Source organism: Methylomonas sp., assembly GCF_023228165.1.
Lineage (GTDB): Bacteria > Pseudomonadota > Gammaproteobacteria > Methylococcales > Methylomonadaceae > Methylomonas.
The window spans coordinates 1-20,905 of the sequence record NZ_JALOBS010000014.1 but is presented as its reverse complement, the minus strand read 5'-3'; the positions used below and the strand labels follow the sequence as shown (position 1 = coordinate 20,905).

The following is a 20,905-nucleotide window of genomic DNA, read 5'->3' as shown; positions in this document are numbered from 1 at the left end:
ATGCTGGATATAGCCATTATCGGTGCCGGACTATCGGGTTTAGCCCTAGCCGAGCAATTGCAAAACGGCGAGCGGAAAATCGCCGTGTTCGAAGCGCGGGCCCGTGGTGGCGGCAGAATCCTCACCCAAACCTTGGCGGACCCGAAATTGGCACTGGATTTAGGCCCCACCTGGTTGTGGCCCGATCAGCAACCCCGTATTGCCAAACTGGTGCATCGACTGCGATTAAAGTTGTTTCAGCAATGGGATAAAGGCCACGGCTTATATCAGATAGATGCCGGGCAAGCGCCTTCCCTGTATATTGATCTGGAAACCCATGCCGGCTCGCGCCGTATCGAAGGTGGTTGCGGGCAATTGATTAACGGTTTAATGCAGCTGTTGCCGCAAGCCTCAATCCACTTGCAACATCGTTTGTTCGGCCTGACAGACCGAGGCGCTTACATTGATTTGGAATTCGCCACTCCCACCGTCCACAGGCATGTGCGGGCCCGGCAAGTGGTACTGGCTGCTCCCCCGCGTTTGCTGGCCGACACGATAACCTTCGAACCGCCATTATCGGCCAAGTTTATTCGGCTGTTGCGCGATACGCCGACCTGGATGGCGGGTCACGCCAAAGCGGTGCTGGTGTATGAGCAGCCATTCTGGCGTCAATTCGGCTTTTCCGGCAACGGCCTGCTGCGTTATCACGGCGCGGTGCTGACCGAACTATACGATGCCTGCCCCTCTGATCCGCAAAAGGCGGCATTGTTCGGGTTTTTCGGACTGCCATCGGCAGTCCGCGCCTATTACCGGGAAAACCTGGAAGAACGGGTAGTGCAACAATTAACCGGGCTGTTCGGCGAACAGGCGGCCAACCCTTTACGAATCAGTATTCAAGATTGGAGCACGGAAACCTTTACAGCCCGTAGTGAGGATCAAATCCCACCCAACACACACCCTGCTTACGGCCATCCCTTGCTGCAACTGGATCATTGGCAAGACAAACTGTATTTCTGCGGCACCGAAACCGCCTCTCGCGAAGGCGGCTACATGGAAGGCGCGCTGGAATCCGCCGAGCGGGTCTACAAAGCCTTAATGCTCTGAACACCCGACCTTTTTATTCGCCCGCAGACAGGTAAGGGAATCAAGCGCCCGAAAAACCCGGCCCGGTTTTCGCAAAGTGACGCCCGGTTAATGGCTGGCAATTTCTATTGCATTTCTTTGTTAGTCAAAAAGTTCCGTGAACATAAACGCGTCCCATTGGAAAGGCGGGCAAGACGCTACACGCTCCTTGTGTTTTGATATTTCGACAAGCGTGCCCTTTATACGAATGGATTGAAGGTGCGTTTCACAGTCGCTGTGTTGCCGGGGCATTTGCTTTGATGACTCGATTAAAATATAAACATAACCCGATTCATCCAGGGTTCGTATGTTACCCATTTTGTCGGTATGAAAGTGGCATGGCGCGGGCATATCCAAAGCATACCGGACGATCGTACCATCCTCGGTTAACGAGATGGCCTGACAGTTGCCATGGTATTCCAGCAGTCGTATTTGGGTTCCGGCCTTATTGCTATAAAGCTGTTGTTGCGCGATATCCGAGGTGTTTGCCTTCCCGCAGGATACGTTATTTGAAAAGACGGCAACCGACATTAGCAAAGTTTTTGAAATCCGCTTCATGACAATTCCCAAAACCAAATTTGGGCGGATTTATTTGCCGGGTCCGAATAGGTTTTGGTGGTACCTTTGTTCCATAGATCGATATGGTCGCCCCTTCTGGCCGTTTCACCCGCGCGTGTAAAGCAGTCTTTGAAAAAGATGATACCGGTTTTGTTGTTGATGTTAAATTTGCCGTCGGCCCCATCACTATAAATCTTGGGACGGCCTAAATGATTCTTCCAAAGCCAGTTTGCGAGCGATTCGGCGCCTCTTGCATGGCCGTGAGCGCATTTGGGCTCCGAGTAGGTGTTTTTGTTGACCTTGATCGTCAATTCGGCATTCAGGGTTATGCTCATACGTATTGCGCACTGGTTGCTCCAAGGACCGTCGCAAGGCGCACTTTCGGTTGGATAGTTGCCCCACAAATTAATAAACGCGGGCTTAGACATCTTAATTCCCCTTTGCGACAAGCTGTGCCGGGTGATCTAGCCAGCTGTTTGTTAAGTATCGGATCCGCGCATCAGTCAAGCGCAACTCAGTATAGCCGGTAATTTTTCGATTTCAATCGATGCAGTCGCCGGATTTTCAGCCTTATAGCGGATTGAGACTATCAGCGTAGTACCGCCCGGCCAAACAAATCGCCACCCCGTCGCACACCCCAATGCGTGCAGTCCCTTACTCTGTCACGATACCCCTTGCCAGCTATAACCGGCAGGCTTAAGGGCGGCATGATAGTCGCATCCGCGGTCGCACTTGTTTAGGAACGTTGCTTGACGGAGTGTCAGCCAAGGCGCAGAATCCATATCGAATCGGCGAAATCCACCGCTGGAATTCTAATCTATCATCGGTGTCACATGGGCAATCCGCGAATCACCTTAAGGTACTTACACTGGCTACCGGTTTTGCTGATTTTCAGCGCCTCTTCCGCCGGAGTGGACCAACAAGTCGACCCCCGGATCGAGCGGGTACGTCAGGATCTAGGCTATTATCAGGCCGGCGCTCAATCGGCTATCGAGGAGCTGAAAACCGAAATCCGCGCCTTGCGCGACGAGCTTCAGAAGATGCGGGAAAGCGAAGACAGCCGCCTTCAACGCATAGAAGAGGCCTTGATACTCAAAGCCGGTCACGACACCGCGCGCGCGCAACCTGTTCCGGTAGTGCCTGCTGCTGCCAGTCAGCCCCCAACCGATCCCAAGGCATTGTCGGTTTGCAGTCAAGGTTGCGATTTCAACAACCTGCAAAAAGCCGTGGACGCCGCTCCAATCGGCGGGGAAATCCGCTTAGCCCCGGAAATCAATGGCACATGCGCCGTAATCCGAAAACCTTTGCACATTATTGGCGAGCGAAGCGCGGACGGCCATCGCGCGCATCTTGTCGGTGGTGTTTGCGCGGGGAAAGGCGCATTGGTCACGGCTGCCCCGAATATCATTGTCGAGGGTCTGGAAATCTCCGACATCTCGGTTGGAGACGGCAATGGCGCTTGCATCAGACTGGATCCCGGCACCCGCGACTTGACGGTTCGGAACCTATACTGTCACGACAATCAGGAGGGGATGCTCGGTGCAAGCGACGGACATCTCCTGATAGAGGACTCGATATTTAGCGGCAATGGTTTCGGTAATGGTCGGGCGCACGGCCTTTACCTCAACGGCGGCGACGATGTATTGATTCGCCGCTGCCGAATATTGTCGAGCCAGAACGCCGGCCATTTACTGAAATCGGGTGCGCGCGTTCTAACCGTCGAAGATAGTATCCTGGCGGCGTTGAATGGACATAATTCGCGGGTATTGGATGCTTTTGCCGGCGGCAAAATCATTTTGCGCCGTAACGTGCTGCAGCAAGGTCCGCAGTCCGACAACAGCGACATGATAGGCCTTGCCTTGGAATCACGCTTACTTCCCGACGGACACTCTTTCAGGATGGAGGACAACTGGGTGATTTATGACCGAAGTGGCCGGGGCGTGCTAATTAGAGGCCGTAAACTCGGCCCGGTCGCTATTTTGAATAACAGTTTTGTAGGGGTGGATAATCTGGGTCTCACCGGAGCCGATGAATCCGGTAATCACAGATTTGCCACCCGTAGCGAAGCCGGCCTGCCAGTGTTTGACGGCACCCTTGCCAGTCTGCCCGGTAAGACTGCCGCGAAATGAGGCTGCTGTGCACGGTTATGCATAAACGGACGGAACCTTTGCTTTACGTATTTCTCGTTGCCCCTTTAAATCCTCGGGTTCAACTTGAGATGATTGCGGGTGGCAAGAAGTCCGTTCATCTTCCATCCGCCCTTTTGTTGCGCCGTAGAATTAACTTGAAATGCCCCAAACATACAAGTTCTGCCGGACAGGTAACTCCGGTTTTCAACAAAATACTGTTGAGATGTCTATTTAGACAGCAATTTCGAATGGCAATATAGTGTCGGCCAGCGCCCCGCTTAACAGGAAAGCGGCAGGTAGCGTGGCCTACAAGGAAATCGCTAAAATTGATCGTACTACGCCTCTAAACCGCTCACCGATCCCCTCAATCTAACAAAACCAGTCCGTGCAAAATTATTAACAAGACAAGCGACGGATTTTCAAGGAAAATGCTTAAATTTTCCTTTCGCCGTATCGCATGTATAAATATGACGGTCTGGTTGTGCACCAAAGCCATGATGACGAAGGCATCATAGAAATCGTTGATAAAGAAGGTGTTAGAGCCTTGCATTTCGGCTCGCACTCCCGCCAAAGCACCATGTTGTTGTCAAATCCCAACCGGCTGCATTCCCTGTATGCGCGGGCCATGATGGCCTTGCTGCTATTTAACGATGCTCCCAAAGACGTGTTAATGATTGGCTTGGGCGGCGGTACTATCGCCAAATTCATGCTGCATCAATTTAGCGATTGCCGGTTAAAAGTGGTGGAATTTCGCAGCAGTGTGTTAAAAGTGGCACGCAGTCATTTTGCATTACCCTTCGATCCGCGCCTGAAGATCAAGATCGGTTGCGGGGCGCAACATGTACTGCAACAAAGCCGGTCTCTTGATGGCTTATACGACTTGGTGATGATCGATGCCTACGACCACGCCGGCATGGCACCGGAAGTGAGTAGCGAACTCTTTTTCGATAACTGTCGAACCTTAATGACCAAAAACGGTCTGTTGGTTATCAATTTATGGGGTACCGACAAAGACTTGTTCAAACAAGTTACCTGGAATCTCGGTCGGGTATTTGGCGGGCGCATGCTGTTTTTGCCGGTACGCAAACGGGGCAACATCATCGGCTTTGCCTTTGGCGAAGAGTTCCCCAAACCCAGCATGAAAGCCTTAAGCGAAAAAGCCATACGCCTGGAACAACAGTATCAGCTGGAATTTCCTACTTTTATTCAAGACATCAAACGCAACAATACCAGCGTTATCAATCGGGTAATCAATAAGTGAATCACAACGCAGCCAATATCTTCGGCTACAAAAAATACTGGGCCCAACGCTTCGGACCGGCACCGGAACTGCCGATGAGCATGCAGCAAATGCAACAACTGGGCTGGGATGCCTGCGATATCATCCTGGTCACAGGCGATGCTTATGTCGATCATCCCAGCTTCGGCATGGCGGTGATTGGCCGGGTATTGGAAGCGCAGGGATTCCGGGTGGGGATTATTTCGCAACCGGACTGGCATAGCGCCGAGGATTTTAAAAAGCTCGGTCAGCCCAAGCTGTTTTTCGGCGTTACCGGCGGCAACATGGATTCCATGGTTAACCGCTACACGTCGGATAAAAAAATTCGCTCCAATGACGCCTATACCGCCGACGGTTCAGCCGGCAGGCGGCCGGATCGGGCGGTCAATGTGTATTCGCATCGCTGCCGGGAAGCCTTTAAAAACGTTCCCATCATCATCGGCGGCATCGAAGCCAGCCTACGCCGGATTGCGCATTACGATTATTGGTCGGACAAGGTGCGTAAATCGATAATTCTGGATGCTAAAGCCGATTTATTGGTGTATGGCAACGGCGAGCGGCAGATCGTCGAAATCGCCCACCGTTTGGCCAAAGGCGAAAATATTCATGACTTAAAAGGCATCCGTGGCACCGTGCATTTTGTAAAACAAGTGCCGCTGGGCTGGATGGAAAAAGACTCTACCGACATCGACAAACCCGGCGCGGTCATCGTGCATCAAAGTCCGTATCAGGAACAGCCTGCATGCGAAGACAAACCTAAGACCAGCGGCGACGAAAAAGTCATCCAGTTCAAACCCATCGCCAACAAACAACGCGCGCAAACCGTGATCCGCCTGCCGGATTACGAAGCGGTAAAGGACGACCCGATTCTGTACGCCCATGCTTCAAGGGTGATGCACGGCGAAACCAACCCCGGCAACGCCCGCGCCCTGATTCAACGCCACGGCAGCCGCGAGGTGTGGATTAATCCGCCGCCATTGCCGCTGACGACACCGGAAATGGATGGTGTATTCGACCTGCCCTATTCCCGTTTACCGCATACGCATTACGGTAAATCTAATATTCCGGCCTTTGAAATGATTCAGCATTCGGTGCTGATCATGCGCGGCTGTTTCGGTGGTTGCAGTTTTTGTTCGATTACCGAACACGAAGGCCGCATCATTCAGAATCGTTCGGAAGATTCCATCATCCGCGAGATCGAAGCCATCCGCGACACCTCACCCAACTTCACCGGCCATATTTCCGACCTGGGCGGGCCGACCGCCAACATGTGGAGACTGGCTTGCAAGGACCCTGAAATCGAAGCCTCCTGCCGTAAGCCTTCCTGCGTCTACCCCGGCATTTGCCAAAATTTGAATACCGACCAAACCCCGCTGGTGAAACTATATCGCCGGGCCAGGAAGTTACCGGGCATCAAAAAAATCTTTATCGCTTCCGGTTTGCGTTACGACCTTGCCGTGGAGACGCCGGAATACGTCAAGGAATTGGTTACGCATCATGTCGGCGGTTATCTGAAAATCGCTCCCGAACACACCGAACAAGGCCCACTGTCGAAAATGATGAAACCGGGCATGGGGAGTTACGATCGCTTCAAGCAGATGTTCGATAAGTTTTCCAAGGAAGCCGGTAAAGAACAGTATTTGATCCCCTACTTCATAGCCGCCCATCCCGGCACCGAAGATAAAGACATGCTAAATCTGGCCTTATGGCTGAAACGGAACGGCTTTAGAGCCGATCAGGTGCAGGCATTTTTGCCGTCACCGATGTCTATAGCCACCGCCATGTACCATTCCGGCAAGGATACGCTGCATAAAGTCGGTCGCAACGTGCCGGACATGCCGATTCCGCGTAGCGTCAAGCAACGGCGTATTCATAAAGCGTTTTTACGTTATCACGACCCGAAAAACTGGCCGTTGTTACGGGAGGCATTAAAAGACATGGGGCGAGCTGATTTGATCGGCAATGGTAAACAGCATCTAATCCCCAGTTATCAGCCCAAGATGGCTGAAAATCCGTTGGATAAGTCGCAGCCAAATAAACGCCCCTTTACTACCAAATATAACGGCATCAAGACAAAATCATCGCCCCCCAAACTCCGCAGGTCCAAGTGAATAAGCCGGGCATTCACGCCTTTGACTTTAGCTAACAATGCGTCTATGTTAAGCCATAAGCCGCAACCGTTAGCTGCGGGTATTTAACGGATTATTGAGGGGTTGGCCATGATAGAAACCTTTACCGACGCTTATCGCAAAACCCAGGATGTCATCAAGAAAGAAACCTTCGAAAAAGACTGGGACAATTTTCTAAAGACTAAAATCAAAAAACTCATGGGCGACGACGGTTTGAACGATGCCGAGGCGTCCAGCCTGACCAAATTACAAAACGACATCAAATACCCGAAAGGTGCCGCCAAAACCAGCCGCAGCGTGGAAGCAGACGCCGTTCTCGAGGCCGCTAAACAAGACGCTGCCAACAAATTACAGGATCGGGCCGCGGCGCTTAAATTTCTCAGGCATGTTTACTTTATCAGCAAACGCGGCGCGCAAAGCATCTGGGTCTGCTCGCCACCGAAACGCTACGCCAACTGGACCTACGATGAATTTAACGGACTGAATAAGGTAGAACTTAAATCAAAGCTGGCCCATACGACCGAGATTTTCAGCTCGGGCAATATGAATAAAATGTCGGCGGGCACCCAAGACGCGCTGACATGGTGCCAAAAAGTCCTGATCAGTCTGGCCTCGGCCAAAAATAAGGTCAAAAAAGACCGTAATTTGGTGAGCCGATGGTTCGCGGACGAAAATACCGACGATGCCAAGCTCGATGAGCTGATCGAAAAATTGACCGCGGGCTTCAAGAAGATACGTGACGTCTGCAATTCCAACCAACTGATATTCTCGGACGACACCGTGGATCGAAGTACCCAGCCTAATCTCTGGAAAACCACCTATGCCTTGGTGCACGACGAAAAACTACACGTCATCTATGTGGAAAAAGTCTTGCTGGGACGGTCCGGGACTAAGCTGGAATGGGCGATCACCATTGTGCACGAGCTTTCGCACCGGGAAATCAAGACCAAGGATCATTTTTATAGCGAATCCGGCCTGAAACCGAACGCCGGCAGTTTTCCCGCCGACAAAGCGCTCGAAAACGCCGATAACTGGGGCTTTTATGCCGCGAATGTCAACGGCGCCCTGACCAAGGGAAAAATCCAGGCGGTTTTGAAAAAGCCATAGACTTTCGCGAACCCGTAATGAACCGAGAAACCAATGTGCTAAGTTTCAAGCGTTTTTTCCTTATTTTAATTTTGACGGTTATGGGTTCCGCATCCGCCTGTTCCGACAGCGCGCAACAGCAAGCGACGACCGGCGAACACGAACTCAAGCAAGCGGAGAGCAAAACCATGAATACAATCGGTAGCAGACGCCGGCGCTTACCGCCGGAACTCGAACCCATCACGGTCGACGGCGTGGTTTACAAGGAATTGCGCCAGGGCAATAAATTGGGCTTTGAACAAAAAAGCGGATTTTTGATCGCGCTTGATCAGAAAACCGGGCAAATGCTTTGGCATGTTCGAGCCTACCCGATTAACTATATCGAGGGCAAGGAAACAGACGTACAGGAGGTATTCTTTACCCGCCTGGAGTTATTGCCGGGCAACCAGGAAATTTTGATCGAAAACGAACTGGAGAAACACTATATCGTCAATCTGGCAGACCACTCAGTCACCGAGAAATAGCCAACAGGCGGCTCACACGGGTTGGGGTAAGAAATATTTGCCTCTGCTTGGCGTTTTTGTGGATTAATTGACGTAGAGAATGGCAACGGTTGAGCTGTTGACCTGTTGAAATAAACGCGATCCAAACACCGCTAACGTCAAACAAAATCAAACAAGCCGAGTCAGTGCGTTTATAATCGGGTCACCTTTCCACAACATTTATTAAGGTACGCAATGGACCCAAAATACAGCTTCTCATTTGACAAAGGCAATGGTAAAGACAAGGCGTTATTAGGCGGCAAGGGTGCCAACCTTTGCGAAATGACGCAAATGGGGCTCAACGTACCGCCGGGCTTCGTCATTACTACTGCCACCTGTTTGCAATACCTGGAAAACAAACAGCTGCCGGTTGACCTGATGGAGGAAGTTCGCCAGCAAATTACCGCCATCGAACAGGCCACCGGCAAGCTGTTCGGCTGTACCAACAACCCCTTGTTAGTATCGGTGCGTTCCGGTTCCGCGATTTCGATGCCCGGCATGATGGACACTATTCTCAACCTGGGTTTAAACAAGCAAACCCTGGCCGGTCTGATCGAAATGACCGACGACCCGCGCTTTGTTTATGATGCCTATCGGCGTTTTATTCAATTGTTTGGCAAAGTGGCGCTGGGCATTGACGACGAAAAATTCGACCTGCATTTTCAAGCCGTGAAACGCAATGCCGGCATCAAGGCCGATGTAGCTTTAAGTGCCGATCAGTTGCAGGAGATCAGCGAGTTGTTCCTGCAAGTCGTCAAAGACGAAACCGGGCGGCCTTTCCCCGAGGATGTCTACGAGCAACTGGAAATTTCCATCAAAGCGGTATTCAATTCCTGGCTGGGACGCCGCGCGGTGGATTATCGCCGCGAATTTCATATCACGCCGGATATGGCCAGCGGCACTGCCGTGAATATCGTCACCATGGTATTCGGTAACATGGGCGACGACTGTGCTACCGGGGTGGGTTTCACCCGCAACCCCGGCACCGGCGAAAACGAAATGTACGGCGAATATCTGGTCAATGCCCAGGGCGAAGACGTGGTGGCCGGCATCCGCACCCCCAAGCCAGTGCAAGAAATGGCCAAGGAAATGCCCGAGCAATATCGGCAGCTGGTCGAACTGCGTAACAAACTGGAAGCGCATTACCAGGAAGTACAAGATTATGAATACACCATAGAGCGCGGTGTGTTGTATTGCTTGCAAACCCGTAACGGTAAAATGAATGCGGCTGCCATGGTTAAAACGTCTATAGACATGGTCAACGAAGGCTTAATCGGCAAGGAACGCGCCCTGCTCCGCATCAATCCAGAATTGCTGGAACAACTGCTGCATCCGCAATTGACCCTCGATCACGGTCAAGCCGCCATTGCCCAAGGTTTACCGGCCTCCCCGGGAGCAGCCTGCGGCAAATGCGTATTCGACGCGGATACAGCGGTGCGTCTAGGCAAAACCGGCGCCGACCTGATTTTATTGCGCGAGGAAACCAAACCCGAGGATATCCACGGCTTTTTCGCCGCCCAAGGTATTTTGACCAGCCGCGGCGGTAAAACCTCGCATGCGGCGGTGGTTGCCCGCGGCATGGGTAAGGCTTGCGTGGCCGGCGCGGAAGATATACGCGTCGACGTGCGGGCCCGATTAGCCATTGTCGGCGATATTCATATCAAAGAGGGCGATTTAATCACCATCGACGGCAGCACAGGTGATATCTTTTTGGGACGCATTCCGACCATCAAACCCACTTTTTCTCAGGAACTTAAAATCCTGTTGAGCTGGGCGGACGAAAACGCCCGCCTGCGCGTACATGCCAATGCCGACACCCCCGTCATGGCTAAACTGGCGGCGGAATATGGTGCCAAGGGAATCGGTTTGTGCCGTACCGAACGGATGTTTAATGCGGTCGATCGCTTGCCGCTGGTTATCGATATGATTCTGGCCAATGACACCGAGGAACGCGAAGCCGCGCTGGCAAAACTGTTCCCGATACAACGCGACGATTTCGAGCAACTATTTGAAGCGATGTCACCGTATCCGGTCACCGTTCGCCTGCTCGACCCGCCCATGCACGAATTTTTGCCCAATGAGCACCAGTTGCTGGAAGACATCGATTCCCTGAGACATTATCTGACTATCGTTAAAGGCCAGCGCGTCACCTTGGACACCCTGACCGGCCATGCCGAGTTACCGGCACCGTTTAATTTGCTGAACGAAGAAGTGATTCTGGAAGCCATCGCTAAAAAGCAAATGATGCTGGATAAAGTGTTGGAGTTGTACGAAGTCAACCCCATGCTGGGCCATCGCGGCGTGCGGTTGGGCATGAGTTATCCGGAAATCTATAAAATGCAGATACGCTCGATTCTGGAAGCGGCAGCCCGTTGTGTCAAACAGCGTATCCCGGTCGAACCGGAAATCATGGTGCCGCAGGTCATCACCGTACAGGAGTTGAAAAAAGTGAAGCAGTATGTTGATGAGATTCAGGCCGAGGTGGAAGCGCAATATAAAATCAGCCTGAAATTCAAATTCGGCACCATGATCGAAACCGTACGTGCATGCACCCGCGCCGATAGTCTGGCTGAAATTGCCGATTTCTTTTCGTTCGGCACCAATGACCTGACTCAGGCGACTTTCTCCTTCTCCAGAGAGGACGCGGAAAATAAGTTTCTACCTCTTTATGAAGATTCCGGCCTGTTGCAGGATAACCCATTCGAAACCCTGGACATTCAAGGCTTGGGCAAGCTAATGAAGATGGCGGTGGAATGGGGCCGCCAACAAAGGCCGGCGTTAAAAGTGGGCATATGCGGCGAACACGGCGGCCACCCGCGCTCCATTCAATTCGTGCATGGGTTGGGCTTGAATTATGTATCTTGTTCTGCGCCCAGAATTCCGGTCGCGCGACTGGCCGCAGCCCATGCGCAGTTGTTGGAAAAGTCGTAACTATTCACAACAAGCCCTCCTCCTCCTACTACCTGCATCCATGCCGGTTGGTAGTAGGCGGGAGGCTTGGTGAGCGCAATAAAAGCGTGCGGCTTGGCAATCCTTTAACCTCTATATTTTTCGACCCGGTTTCTGCCTGAGTGCTTGGCGTCATATAAAGCACGGTCCGCGTGCAATAATAAATCGCCGAACTCGATATTTTCTCTAGGTATCAAAGTTGCCACACCCAGGCTGATAGTGACGTATTGCGAGATTTTGGATTCGGGGTGGGGCAATTTCATACTCTCGACGGCCATCCGTAAAATTTCAGCCAATTGCATGATTTGCAACGAATCGCAGGCCGCCACCACGCAAAATTCCTCACCGCCGTAACGGGCAATCAAATCGCCGGAGCGTCTAAAATAGCGCCTTAAGGTACGGGCTACTTGTCTTAAACATTGATCACCTTCGACATGCCCCAGGTTATCGTTGTAAGCTTTAAAAAAGTCGATATCGATCATGATCATCGATAACGGATAATGATGTCGAGTGGCGCGTTTCCATTCCCGCCTGACAAATGCATCGTAATATCGCCTGTTAGGCAACAAGGTTAGCGAGTCCAGATAAGCCAGTTGCAGATGACTGCGCGCCTTGGTCAGGCGCTTATTCAGCCTCTCCTGAGCCCAATAGGCAATCAATAAAGCCATTAATCCTATTGCCGCGATCAATAGATGGGATTGCTTCAACCATTCCAGGCGCACGGATAGAAAATCATTAATACTGGAACTGGGTATGCTGACGCTGATGCCGCCTCGAACATCGCCGACTTTAAAATCGGGCCCGGTATGGCATTTCAAACATGGCGACTCTAAAATTAGCGCCCCCATGTAACGAAAATAGCTTTGATCGCCAATATTGGTCAATTCTTCATACGATTTCCGGCCCTGGTGCAAAGTCTGTAAGGCCTTGATTTCCCAGTCATCGGCTTTATTTTCGGGCCGCAAGGGCTTTAAGCTGGTGATATGAAACCGAATACCGCTATGATTTTCCTCCATTTCCGCCAGTTGCCGCGTCATCAACGCCGGGTTAACCAAAGTCAACTTTCGGCCTTCGCTAGTCGTAACATCCCGATCGGGCATTCTCAGATAGGGGTTGGGTTGATTCTGTTCAGTCACGGGTACATACACGCCGCCATGGTCGGCATTCCATTGCCGCATCAATACGATATGTTGAAAAAACATCTCCGCTTGCTTATAGGCAATTTTTTGACCGTATTTTTTGTCGTCTTCCACTTGATAGTAAAAAGACAATCCGACCAACATCAACCAAAGAATGCTAAACAATAGAAAGCTGGTCGCTTTCATGTAAAACTCCCGTAGCCCGGATATAAGCGATAGTTCACTTTAAACATTAAACATTCCGTAACTTTTGCAATTAATTAGATGTGCCCTTCCTGGGATTGATTATAATCAATATCAAGAATTTGCCCGAAATTTCACGAAATTCCCTCAGATTACGCTTTACCAAAAACCCGACCGAAGACGCCAGGTTTCACTATGAAGCGATTTCCCGAGGTTGTTGATGAACTTGATCACTCTTTTAAAATGACTGCTCGATTTACGATATCCGATCAAACAGCGGAACATGACCACAATCAGTGCATCCGACATGCCATTTCGACTGCGGAAGACCTGTGTATCAGACGAGGCGTGCAATTAACGCCTATTCGTCACAAAATCCTGGAATTGATCTGGAACAGCCATAAAGCCATCAAAGCCTACGACTTACTGGACATGCTCCGTCCGGTTAATGATGCTGCCAAACCCGCTACAGTTTATCGTGCTTTGGATTTTTTACTAGAGCAAGGCTTGATTCATCGCGTAGAAAGCTTGAATGCTTTCGTGGGGTGCCGCAGTTCCGGCACCCGTCACGACCAATTATTATTGATCTGCACCGCTTGCCATAATGTGGAGGAGCGTTCGGCGTCTCAGGTGTTTTCAGCACTTGCCGATGAAATGCAAAGCGCTTTGTTCAGCCCGCAGCGCAAGACCATCGAGATCCATGGTCTGTGCAAAAGCTGCCGTACCGAATAACTTATCTCAACCTCGTTAAACATTGACCTACGTCAATATCCCGCGAACGATTCCGCCTAGAATATTACCCATGTCATCGTTTTCCTACCGTTGGCATATCCTCTTGAAAGATAGGTCTCTTGGCGGGTGAGTTTACTCATCCGCCTTTTTTTTGGTCAAATCCTCTATAATTCCCGGCCTGACAGATTTTGCTTGGCCCAACATGCTTACCACTCCTCAGAAAAACCTAATCGCACAAGCATCCCTAAGCTTTGACGCTTTAAGCGAACATCGTTTTTGCCAGCTATGTAATGACCCAGGTTCTATCTTAACCGCCAGCGATTCCGAATTGACGGCTTTTTTGCAATACGCCAATGCCTTGTACCGTGGCGGAGAACCGATTATCAGCGATGCCGATTACGATTTTATTTATCTGGCGGAGCTGAAAAAACGTAACCCTCGACATCCCTTATTACAGGTAGTGGAGCCTGAACCGGTTTTCGCCGGTAAAACCGTGGATTTACCGGCGATTATGCTATCCACCGATAAGGCTTATACCTTCGAGGATGTGGAACGCTGGGCCGTCCGTATCGAAAAAGCCGCCCAGGAGCTGGGTAAAAATTTTGCCGAGCTGACGTTTAAGGTCACCCCAAAACTGGACGGCTATGCGGCCTATGATGACGGCGAAATGCTCTACACTCGCGGCGACGGCCGCAAGGGCCAGGATATCAGCCGGGTCTTTGATCGCGGCCTGCAGATTGCCGATCACGGTCGACGCGGCTTGGGCGCGGGTGAAATCGTGGTGTCCCGTAGTTACTTCGACGCGCATCTTGCCGCGTATTTCGATAACGCCCGTAACTTTCAGGCCAGCGTCATCAAGGAGAAAGAACTGGATGAACACGCCGAATCCGCCATCAAGGACCATGCCGCGGTGTTTTATCCCTTTGCCATACTGCCTAGCTGGCTCGGGGCATGGGAAACCTTAAGCAGCGACTTCGAAAATATCGTCAAAAGCATATGGCATAAAGTGGATTACGATGTCGACGGCGTGATTCTGGAAATCGTCGACGAAGAACTGAAAAGTCACATGGGCGCCACCCGCCACCATCACCGCTGGCAATTGGCCTACAAGGAAAATTTGCAAACGGCTGAAGTCGAAGTGTTAAGCGTTACGCCGCAAACGTCGCGATCCGGACGCATTACGCCGGTCGCCGAGCTTGAACCGGTGCGTCTCAGCGGCGCGCTGCTGTCACGGGCCACGGCCCATCATTACAAAATGGTGCTGGATAAAGGCATAGGCCCCGGCGCGATCATCCAGCTGGCCCGCTCCGGCGAAGTGATTCCTAAAATAGAGCACGTAATACGTCCCGCCGAACCGCAAGTACCCGAGCGTTGTCCCAGTTGCAACCATACCTTGATCTGGGACAACGATTACTTGATCTGTCCCAACAACCTCGCCTGCCCGGCTCAGATTAGCAACAGCATGGAGCATTTTTTCCGGGTACTGAAAAACAACGACGGTTTCGGCGCCGCCAGTATCAAAAAGCTGTATGAATACGGTATTCGCCGGGTTGACGAAATTTATGCGTTAAGCGCCGAGCAATTCGAAAGCATGGGCTTTGGTCCCAAGCAATCGCAGAATCTGGTCGATCAACTGCTGCGGAGCCGCACGGAAGCCGTGGAGGACTGGCGTTTTTTGGCTGCTTTCGGTGTGTTTAGAATGGGCCTCGGTAATTGCGAACGCTTGCTCAGCCATCACGCCCTGACGGACATTTTCTCACTCAGCGAGGACGATATCGTAGCCATCGAGGGTTTTGCCGAAAAAACCGCGACCGTCATTACCGAAGGCTTTAAGACCATCAAACCTTTGTTCGATAAGCTGATGGCACTGGGATTTAATCTGCGGAGCACTCAACATCAACAAGATGATTTATCCCATCCGTTGGCGGGCAAAACCTTGGTATTCACCGGTACCTTGCATAGCGGCAACCGCGATGACCTCAGTAAACAAGCCAAAGCCAAAGGTGCCAAAATCGGTAGTTCGGTATCGGCCAAAACCGATTACCTGGTAGCCGGCGATAATGTGGGCGCCAACAAACTGAATGCCGCCCGCGATAAAGGGGTTAACATCGTTAGCGAGCAGGAATTTTTGCAATTGCTGAACGGAGCCGGCTCATGACTACAAACCGCCCTATCGTGCTGTGCTTTTCCGGGCATGATCCCAGTGGCGGTGCCGGCATACAAGCCGACATCGAAACCATCGCCAGCCACCATTGCCATGCCGCCAGTGTGATTACGGCATTGACCGAACAGGACAGCCGCAATGTCAAAAAATTACTGCCGCAGCGGCCCGCAGACATCATCAGTCAGGCGGAAACCCTGCTGAATGATTTCAAGGTTTCGTCCATCAAGATCGGCTTGTTGGGTCATCAAGATGCCGCACTGGCCATACAACGGATTTTGCAGCAATGTCCGGATATTCCGGTGGTACTCGACCCGGTCTTGGCCGCGGGCGGCGGTACCGAACTGGCCAGCCGGCAACTGATAACCACCATCACCGAAGAGCTACTGCCGTTAACTACGGTATTGACACCGAATAGCGACGAAGCGCGCAGACTGGCGGGTGTTGATGATTTAAGCGACTGCGCCCGGCTGCTGCGAGCCAAAGGCGCCCAAAACGTGTTAATCACCGGCACCCATGAACATTCCGAGCTGGTGCATAACCGTTTGTTCATGCCGGATAATTTGAGCGAAACCTTTAACTGGCAACGGCTGCCGCACCAATATCACGGTTCAGGCTGTACGCTGGCCAGCGCCATTGCCGCCCTGCTTGCCCAAGGGCTGGATGTATTTACCGCGGTCAATGAAGCCCAGGAATTTACCTGGCAAAGCTTAGCCGCCGCCTATCTGCCCGGCAAAGGCCAATACAATCCCAAGCGTTTATTCTGGATGGATGCATGAATTTTCCTAAACGCGGCTTGTATGCCATCACCCAGCCCGAACACAAATCCCTCGAACAAGTCCTGCGCGAGGTAGAAGCGGCCTTAAAAGGCGGCGCCGGGGTGATTCAATATCGCGATAAACAGCCGCTCGACGCAGAAGGTTTGGCTCGCCAATTATTAACGCTTTGCCATGCCTATCAAGCACCGTTACTGATCAACGATAGCGTGGAGTTGAGCTTGAAAGTCGGTGCCGACGGCGTGCATCTGGGTAGGGATGACGGCGATATCGCCGAAGCCAGGCACCAATTGGGGGCTAATGCCATTATCGGCGTATCGTGTTATAACGATGTAAACAAAGCCGGTGTTGCTGCCGAGCATGGCGCGGATTATGTGGCTTTCGGCCGCTTCTTTCCGTCCGGCTCCAAGCCGTTGGCGGCACCCGCCGATCCGGCCACCTTAACCCAGGCTAAACAACTGTTAAACCTGCCGATAGTCGCCATTGGCGGCATACTGCCGGAAAACGGTGGACAGTTAATTGCTGCGGGTGCAGACTTACTGGCGGTGATAGGCGGGGTCTTCGACCACGAGCCGCAAGCCGCGGCCCGCGCCTATCAAGCTCTATTTCATTCCTAAATCGAGGAGATTATTATGTCTGAACATGTATACAAAAAAGTCGAATTGACCGGTTCTTCCAGTGCCGGTATTCAACATGCCATCGAAACCGCCGTCGCCAAAGCCGGCCAAACCATTAAAAATATGCGCTGGTTTGAGGTGGTGGAAACTCGCGGCCATATCGAAAACGGCAAAGTCGCGCACTGGCAGGTCACCATTAAGGTTGGATTTACGGTCGAAGATTAACAATCCAATTAATGATGCTTAACATGGCGAGAAATAAGCTTTGTAAATCTCGCCGCTCCCCTCGCCGCCTTCCAACCATCATCTAGGGGCCCGAGCGAAGCAAACAATTGCTCACCTTTGGCACACTTGGCTGACCCCAATCCCAAAACAGCAATCGGCCGTTAAGCCGGATAACATCGTCCTGTTCCAAACTCCGATACAGGATCCGAGTTTGCGGCGGATTCTAATTTTAAAAAGTTTCGATCCCGGGAGGGGTTATGTGTTGGAGTGGAGAGGCATCGGCGGTGCTGGCGGTTACCGGCTTTGCAAGTACTGTTTATTTTTATCGTCAAGGGGAATCCAAGGTGCTGTGTCTGGCCTTGGCTTATTTTTCCTTGATGGAATTGCTGCAGGCGTATACCTACACGGTGATTGACGAGTGCTTTAATCCGAACAATCAGATTGCCACCTTCCTGGGTTACATGCACATTGCTTTCCAGCCGTTTTTCGTCAACGCGGTCACCATGCATTTCATCCCGCAACCCTTACGGCAGCGTATTGCACCCTATGTGTATGGCTTGTGTTTTGCCGCCGCCACCATTTTCATGATGCGTATTTATCCTTTCGACTGGACCAGTTTTTGCTATGACAGGTCTTACCAGTTTTTGCCCGGTACCGACATCAAATTCAGCATGCCGTTTTGCGGGCAACAAATCTGCTCGACCTCAGGCCAATGGCATATTGCCTGGGCCATTCCGGCCAGCGGCAGTATTGAAATGGCCAATAGCTACGTTTATGCGGCCTTTTTGCTACCGCTGATTTACGGCTCCTGGAAGCTGGTACTTTACCATCTCAATACCGGCCCCTTATTGGCCTTTTTGACCACCAACAATATGAACGAATGGGCTGCCGTATGGTGTTTATATTCTATCGGTTTGCTATTACTACTGATCAAAACCCCTGCCCGCCGCTTTTTACATGTCACCAGCTGGTATGGTCTAACCTATCCGAAATTTTTGACCCGCGAACGACTTGAGCAAAATACCCAGTCGAAATAATGATCAAATCCCGCTAAAACGTATATAGCGCCGCAACGGTGACCCCGCCGCCCAAACAAAGGCCTCGGTGTAGTAATGCATCAAGGCCAGGTAACCTATCAAGCCCAAGGTTACCGCTTTGTATATTTGGGTGGAAAACAATGTTTGCAAGATCACGTTGACTAAATCGTCGCCGTAAACCTGTAATAAATAAGTCAATAAAAACGATAGCACCGGCAATACCAATGCTACCGGCAAATGGCACCAGGCCGCCAGCCTGAACAGGGCGTTTTGCGGCTGGTCGCCGTGCCGGTTAACATCATGGCTGACGTAAAAACTGTAGGCGGTAATGTCGTGTACCAGTCGCGGCATCAGGATTGCCAAAAAATAATACTGCTGACTGAACACATACCAGCTCGCCACCACCAATAGGGTGTTGGCCCATAAAAAATACACCCCGAATCGACTCGGCACATATTTTTGGCAAACCAGCGTGGAAATTAACAAGACTGCGGTTAAGCCACTGGCGATCTGCAAGACTAGGTCCGCTTGCAGGGATGTGAGGCTATTTTTTAAAAAAATCCCCATGTAAATAAAAATACCCGCACTGACGCTCAGCCACAGTTGCAAATAAAACGCCCAACTCGGTAAACGGCACACCGCCTTGGCAACGCCGTGTTGCTGCTTTAACACGTGATAAACTGTCCAGCTGGCGCTAATGATGTACAACACTCGGTAAGGAATAAACAAACTGCCTATGCCAAAGAACACGGCAATAAACAAGGTCATACCCAACAGTTTATTTTTGAAGGTATTGACATAATCCACGTGCCCGAACAGCAGCAAACTACTGGCAATAATATGCGGGGTGCCGAACAAGACCTGAAACAGCAGAAAATGGCTGGGGCTACTGGGCAGCATGTCGCGCAAGGCATGCCGAAAACCGTATTGATCCAACCACAGCGCCACCAGACACAGCGGTATGATGGCATAAAGGCTTAACAGAAAACGAAACGAAACCGAAAGCTTAAGCTTACTGAGCTGATATGGAGCAAGAATACCTTGGGCCGACATAGTGCCACCTTTATTGTTATAGTTGTGGGTGGTTATTATCCTTAATCTACCTTATGTTTCAACTGCTTGCTTGGCGCATAACCATCCGGCGTGGTTAAATCCAGGTATGTCCGGTAAAATTTTGCCTAATTTATTTGCCGTTAATCGCCATCATGAACCTATTTCAGTTACACCCGCGCTTAGAACAAGACTGTCTAGATGTCGGCCATTTCGCGTTGTGCAAAATTTTACTGATGAATGACTGTCAATATCCCTGGCTAATCCTGGTACCGCGGCGCCACGACGTCACGGAAATATATCAACTAGCGGCCGGCGACAGACAGCAATTGCTGGACGAGTCCTGTTGGTTGGCGGAAGCACTGGTAGCGATTTACCGACCGGATAAGCTAAATATTGCCGCCATCGGCAATCTGGTACCGCAATTGCATCTCCATCATGTGGTTCGCTATCGGGCCGATATTGCCTGGCCAGGTCCGATCTGGGGCAAATTCGCAGCCAGCGCCTATACCAAACCGGAGGCCGAAACCCAGATAGCCCGGCTGCGAGAACACCTGCAGGGCCGTTTAGTTAATCATCCTTAACCCTAACTATTTCTTTATAAATGACTGTTATTTGCAGTCGATTTTTAAAGAGCGGATTTTCTTGCGGAAATTGAAGTCGCTGAGATCGTGTATCTTGGCATTTGCCCTAAAGATAAGCTCCTTATCTTCCATGGCGTCTTTTTCCGTTAACCCCAAGGAGCGAAGCAGTTCCGGGTATTTCTCCATTTCTTTTAAAGTCAATTTAAAATTGGTATTCTCAAATACGGTCACTCTGGCCTTGGGGCCGACTTTAAGGCTGTCGATATCCAACTCCCAATTTCTTCCTTGCACATTATGCAGGTTTGCCAATTGGGCAGGACCGTCGAGTCGAAAATGATCACCGCTATATTGACTACCCTGAAAAAACTCCACCCAACAATCCCTGTCCTTGGCATAAACCGCCGGTATGAAACTCAAAAGCACCGACAGCAAGAAAAACTTCTTAATTGCTCTAAATACTGGATTAATACTATTCATCCTTATTCTCCGTTAGTTATTAAATAGTCGTCCCTGAAAAAGCCGATATTTTCCGAACACCAGCATTCAGGCTGACAATAAAAACGGCGCGCTCAATGGCCGCGTCAAAATCCGACATAGCGGTCTCCAAAAATGAGGCAAAAAAATCCTC

At 51.1% G+C, this 20,905-nt stretch carries 19 protein-coding genes; 14 read left to right on the top strand and 5 right to left on the bottom strand.

Annotated elements, in window-relative coordinates:
* Window positions 1-1,083 carry an NAD(P)/FAD-dependent oxidoreductase gene (locus tag M0R33_RS12020; protein WP_292569147.1) on the top strand — a complete coding sequence of 361 codons (1,083 nt, stop codon included), beginning with the start codon at window positions 1-3 and terminating at the stop codon, window positions 1,081-1,083.
* A 120-nt stretch (window positions 1,084-1,203) separates the two neighbouring features.
* Here M0R33_RS12020 and M0R33_RS12015 read toward each other — a convergent pair whose 3' ends face one another.
* Complete coding sequence (locus M0R33_RS12015) at window positions 1,204-1,659, bottom strand: hypothetical protein (RefSeq protein WP_292569144.1); 456 nt, start codon at window positions 1,657-1,659, stop codon at window positions 1,204-1,206.
* The gene (locus M0R33_RS12010; RefSeq protein WP_292569142.1) at window positions 1,656-2,087 is read right to left on the bottom strand and encodes a type VI secretion system amidase effector protein Tae4; all 432 of its coding nucleotides are present in this window, start codon (window positions 2,085-2,087) and stop codon (window positions 1,656-1,658) included. The genes M0R33_RS12015 and M0R33_RS12010 overlap by 4 nt, the downstream gene beginning before the upstream one ends.
* A 405-nt stretch (window positions 2,088-2,492) precedes the next feature.
* On the opposite strand from M0R33_RS12010, the gene M0R33_RS12005 reads away from it, so the two are divergent.
* The 6 genes from M0R33_RS12005 to ppdK all read left to right on the top strand — a co-directional run bounded on the left by M0R33_RS12005 (window position 2,493) and on the right by ppdK (window position 11,755).
* Window positions 2,493-3,788, top strand: coding sequence for a right-handed parallel beta-helix repeat-containing protein (locus tag M0R33_RS12005; RefSeq protein WP_292569139.1), 1,296 nt, complete (start codon window positions 2,493-2,495; stop codon window positions 3,786-3,788).
* A 457-nt stretch (window positions 3,789-4,245) separates the two neighbouring features.
* Window positions 4,246-5,049, top strand: a complete 804-nt coding sequence (locus tag M0R33_RS12000) for a spermine synthase (RefSeq protein ID WP_292569136.1) — start codon at window positions 4,246-4,248, stop codon at window positions 5,047-5,049.
* On the top strand, window positions 5,046-7,178 hold the full coding sequence (locus M0R33_RS11995) for a YgiQ family radical SAM protein (protein WP_292569133.1): 2,133 nt from the start codon (window positions 5,046-5,048) through the stop codon (window positions 7,176-7,178). Before M0R33_RS12000 ends, M0R33_RS11995 begins: the two co-directional genes overlap by 4 nt.
* A gap of 108 nt (window positions 7,179-7,286) precedes the next feature.
* Complete coding sequence (locus M0R33_RS11990; RefSeq protein ID WP_292569130.1) at window positions 7,287-8,303, top strand: M35 family metallo-endopeptidase; 1,017 nt, start codon at window positions 7,287-7,289, stop codon at window positions 8,301-8,303.
* A gap of 17 nt (window positions 8,304-8,320) precedes the next feature.
* Complete coding sequence (locus M0R33_RS11985; RefSeq protein WP_292569127.1) at window positions 8,321-8,806, top strand: hypothetical protein; 486 nt, start codon at window positions 8,321-8,323, stop codon at window positions 8,804-8,806.
* Window positions 8,807-9,019: 213 nt separating this feature from the next.
* A complete protein-coding gene (gene ppdK / locus M0R33_RS11980; RefSeq protein WP_292569124.1) occupies window positions 9,020-11,755 on the top strand; it encodes a pyruvate, phosphate dikinase in 2,736 nt (911 codons plus the stop codon).
* A 104-nt stretch (window positions 11,756-11,859) separates the two neighbouring features.
* On the opposite strand, the gene M0R33_RS11975 is transcribed toward ppdK, so the two are convergent.
* Window positions 11,860-13,098, bottom strand: a complete 1,239-nt coding sequence (locus M0R33_RS11975; RefSeq protein ID WP_292569121.1) for a diguanylate cyclase — start codon at window positions 13,096-13,098, stop codon at window positions 11,860-11,862.
* A gap of 240 nt (window positions 13,099-13,338) precedes the next feature.
* Here M0R33_RS11975 and M0R33_RS11970 point away from each other — a divergent pair, with 240 nt between their 5' ends.
* The 6 genes from M0R33_RS11970 (at window position 13,339) to M0R33_RS11945 (ending at window position 18,643) form a co-directional block, all read left to right on the top strand.
* Entirely contained in the window at window positions 13,339-13,827 is a 489-nt protein-coding gene (locus M0R33_RS11970; RefSeq protein WP_292569456.1) for a transcriptional repressor, read from the top strand.
* A 202-nt stretch (window positions 13,828-14,029) separates the two neighbouring features.
* Window positions 14,030-15,985, top strand: a complete 1,956-nt coding sequence (locus tag M0R33_RS11965) for a BRCT domain-containing protein (RefSeq protein WP_292569118.1) — start codon at window positions 14,030-14,032, stop codon at window positions 15,983-15,985.
* Entirely contained in the window at window positions 15,982-16,767 is a 786-nt protein-coding gene (locus M0R33_RS11960; protein WP_292569115.1) for a hydroxymethylpyrimidine/phosphomethylpyrimidine kinase, read from the top strand. The genes M0R33_RS11965 and M0R33_RS11960 overlap by 4 nt, the downstream gene beginning before the upstream one ends.
* Window positions 16,764-17,381, top strand: a complete 618-nt coding sequence (thiE, locus tag M0R33_RS11955; RefSeq protein WP_292569112.1) for a thiamine phosphate synthase — start codon at window positions 16,764-16,766, stop codon at window positions 17,379-17,381. Before M0R33_RS11960 ends, thiE begins: the two co-directional genes overlap by 4 nt.
* A gap of 12 nt (window positions 17,382-17,393) precedes the next feature.
* Complete coding sequence (locus tag M0R33_RS11950; protein WP_366043768.1) at window positions 17,394-17,606, top strand: dodecin; 213 nt, start codon at window positions 17,394-17,396, stop codon at window positions 17,604-17,606.
* 257 nt (window positions 17,607-17,863) lie between these two features.
* A complete protein-coding gene (locus M0R33_RS11945) occupies window positions 17,864-18,643 on the top strand; it encodes a DUF5765 domain-containing protein (protein ID WP_292569107.1) in 780 nt (259 codons plus the stop codon).
* Between the two features lie 3 nt (window positions 18,644-18,646).
* On the opposite strand, the gene M0R33_RS11940 is transcribed toward M0R33_RS11945, so the two are convergent.
* Window positions 18,647-19,696, bottom strand: a complete 1,050-nt coding sequence (locus tag M0R33_RS11940) for a hypothetical protein (RefSeq protein ID WP_292569104.1) — start codon at window positions 19,694-19,696, stop codon at window positions 18,647-18,649.
* Window positions 19,697-19,848: 152 nt separating this feature from the next.
* On the opposite strand from M0R33_RS11940, the gene M0R33_RS11935 reads away from it, so the two are divergent.
* Complete coding sequence (locus M0R33_RS11935; protein WP_292569101.1) at window positions 19,849-20,277, top strand: HIT domain-containing protein; 429 nt, start codon at window positions 19,849-19,851, stop codon at window positions 20,275-20,277.
* A 27-nt stretch (window positions 20,278-20,304) separates the two neighbouring features.
* On the opposite strand, the gene M0R33_RS11930 is transcribed toward M0R33_RS11935, so the two are convergent.
* Window positions 20,305-20,754, bottom strand: coding sequence for a beta/gamma crystallin domain-containing protein (locus tag M0R33_RS11930; RefSeq protein WP_292569098.1), 450 nt, complete (start codon window positions 20,752-20,754; stop codon window positions 20,305-20,307).
* Between the last annotated feature and the right edge of the window lie 151 nt (window positions 20,755-20,905).